Annotated in this window: 3 protein-coding genes; all 3 read left to right on the forward strand. The window is 72.0% G+C overall.

Going from position 1 to position 2,688, the window contains the following annotated elements:
• On the forward strand, positions 1-820 hold an 820-nt coding region (locus AC13HU_RS35305; protein ID WP_483046085.1), incomplete at its 5' end, for a hypothetical protein.
• The gene (locus AC13HU_RS35310) at positions 817-1,635 is read left to right on the forward strand and encodes a hypothetical protein (RefSeq protein ID WP_483046086.1); all 819 of its coding nucleotides are present in this window, start codon (positions 817-819) and stop codon (positions 1,633-1,635) included. The genes AC13HU_RS35305 and AC13HU_RS35310, both read left to right, overlap by 4 nt.
• A 291-nt stretch (positions 1,636-1,926) precedes the next feature.
• Positions 1,927-2,688 (forward strand): COG1470 family protein (locus tag AC13HU_RS35315; protein ID WP_483046087.1); only part of this gene is annotated, 762 nt, incomplete at its 3' end.

The following is a 2,688-nucleotide window of genomic DNA, read 5'->3' on the forward strand; positions in this document are numbered from 1 at the left end:
GGTGCGGACCAGGGTCCAGCTCATGATCGAGATCACCGCGCGGGCGGGGGAGTACCGCCGGGGCCTGGTGAAGGCGGCCGGCCGGCTCAGCCCGGAGGAGGCGGTGATCCTCGACGACCTGGAGCAGCACGGGCTCCAGGTGCCGCAGCTACGCGACGTGCTGCGCGGCGGCCACGTGCTGGTGGACGACCCGGCGCTGTACGAGAAGTGGCGGGCCGGCAAGGGCAACCACGCGCGGCTGTCCAGCCACCACCGGGACATCGACAAGAAGCTCTATCCCGACTTCGGGATGCGCGGACATGTCGTACGGGAGAAGCTGCACGGGCGCACCGCGAACGGCACGTGGGTGCAACTGGAGAAGACCCCGGCCGCGTTCGGCGGCAGCAAGCTGCCCAGCCTGGACGACCTGCGGCATCTGGTGGACTACTTCGAGTACCGCTTCACCGGCAGCAACGTCGGCCCTTGGGGCCTGTCGCGGATGACCGAGCGGCGCCCGATGTACCTGTCGCCGATGGTGGCCGTGCCCACGTCGCTGACACCGCCGGTCGCGCAGACGCTGACGCGGACGCTGCGCCGGATCGAGGAGAGCGACGACACCACGGCCGTGTCGAAGGACCTGGCGGTCCACTTCCCGCCCCCCGATCGGCCGGACCTGAGCGGCGAGCTGGGCCAGGCGCTGACCGGCCGGGGCGGGCGCGGGCTGTTCGGCAACTCCGAGGTGTGGGTCACCCAGGCGCCCTCGCAGATGGCGTCCCGGGTGCTCCGCGAGAGGCACGAGCCGCCTGCGCGGAGCACGTGGCAGACAGGAGAGCTGTCATGAGCGACGAGCGCGACGACGTCCCGCCCACCGGACCCCCGAACCCGGAGGGCAACCCGAACCCGTCCGGCGACCCGGGTGACCCGGGCGCCCCCGCTTCGCCCGGTCCCGGCGAGGCATCCGTTCCGTCCGGCCTGGTGTCGGCCGTGGTGAGTCTGGTGCACACCGGGCCGGTGCTGCTCGGCGCGTACACCATCGCCGAGTTGACCGCGGTGGACGCGGTCGTGGACTTCCTGGAGGCCCGGCCGTCGGACGACGAACTCGCCGAGGCCGTACGGTCCCTGGCGGCACGCGAACTGCTCCTGGCGGGAGCCGGCGAGCAGGTCCAGGTCCGCGGGGACCTGGGCATCGCCGTGGCGTTCCAGCAACGGGCCCGCCGGGTGCTCGACGCCCGTACGACCGGCACGGTCGCGGGGGAGCCGTGGCGCATCCTGCTGCTCCCGCAGCCGGAGCGGATCTGCCTGATGGTGCGCATCGACGCGCTCGGCGTGCACCAGATCGGCCTGTACAAGCTCGACGAGGCCGTCCGCATCCTCGTGGACTGGCTGCCCCGCGGGCAGTCCACCGAGCCCGATCCGGGTCTCGACGTCGACGATCTGCTCTCCGGGGCGGAGCGGGCCGCGCTGCTCACGCTCGTCGAGTACACCGCGGAGGGGTCCGCCGAGATCGCGGGCGCCAGCACCGACCTGGTTCTCGCCCGCAAGTCCGGCCGGCTGCACCTCCTCACCCGGGACCCGGCGCGCGACGACAAGCTGGTTGCCAAGCCGGTGTCGGGCAAGGACGACATCCGCGACCGCCTCGTCCGCCTCCTGACCTGAGTCGAGCCGGCCTGAGTCGAGCCGGCCCGGCTCGGCAATCGGGTCCACCTGGAAGTGCCTTGGATCGAGGTCGACACCACCGACGGATGCCACCCCGAGCTCGACGAGATCGTTGCCTTCGCGGGCGGGCCGCGCCGGCCGCGTGCCACGACGGGTTCGCCCACGTGACAAGGCCGCTGGAGCCGACGGGAGTTGGCGGGTGGACGGAAGGGCAATGTCTTCGCCCCCGTGGCGGCGGAGAATGCCCATGGGGTCGCTGGCGGTGGGGTCGGGCGACCCTAGGGTGGACAAGTGAGCCTTTGGACCTCTTTGGAACCCGCGTCGGCGACGGTCGACCCCGGTGGGAGCACCACGGTGCGGCTGCGGGTGCGCAACACCGGCGACGTGGTGGACGAGTACCGTTTCGAGCCCGTCGGGAGCGTCGCCCCCTGGGTCCAGGTGGAGCCGCAGGTGTTGCGGCTCTACCCGGGTACCACCGACTCGGTCATGCTGACCTTCGCGCCGCCGCGCACCCCGGACGCCACGGCGGGCCCGAACCCGTACGCGATCCGGGTCATGCCGACCGAGAGCCCCGAGGCCGTCACGGTTCCCGAGGGGAACCTCACCATCACGCCGTTCACCGCGGTCCGCGCCGAGATCGTGCCGCCGACCGTGAAGGGCCGCTTCCGCGGCCGGCCCCGGCTCGCCGTGGACAACATCGGCAACACCAAGCTCACCGCCTCCATCAAGGGCAGCGACAACGGCGACCAGCTCGGGTACGACATCCACCCGGCGAACGTCCAGATCGAGCCGGGGCGCGCGGCGTTCGTGAAGACGACGCTCAGGCCGCGGCAGATCATCTGGTTCGGCTCCAGCCAGCAACGCCCCTACACGCTGGACGTGTTGCGCTCCGGGGTGGCGCCGGTCAGCATCGACGGGAAGTACGTGCAGCGCGGTTTCCTGCCGCGCTGGATCGCCGCCGCCTTCTGCGCGCTGCTCGGTCTCGCGGTCGCGTTCACGATGGTCTGGCTGACCCACAAGCCCGCGGTCGGTTCGCTCGCGACGGCGAAGGTC

This window comes from Streptomyces sp. NH27, assembly GCF_056859195.1.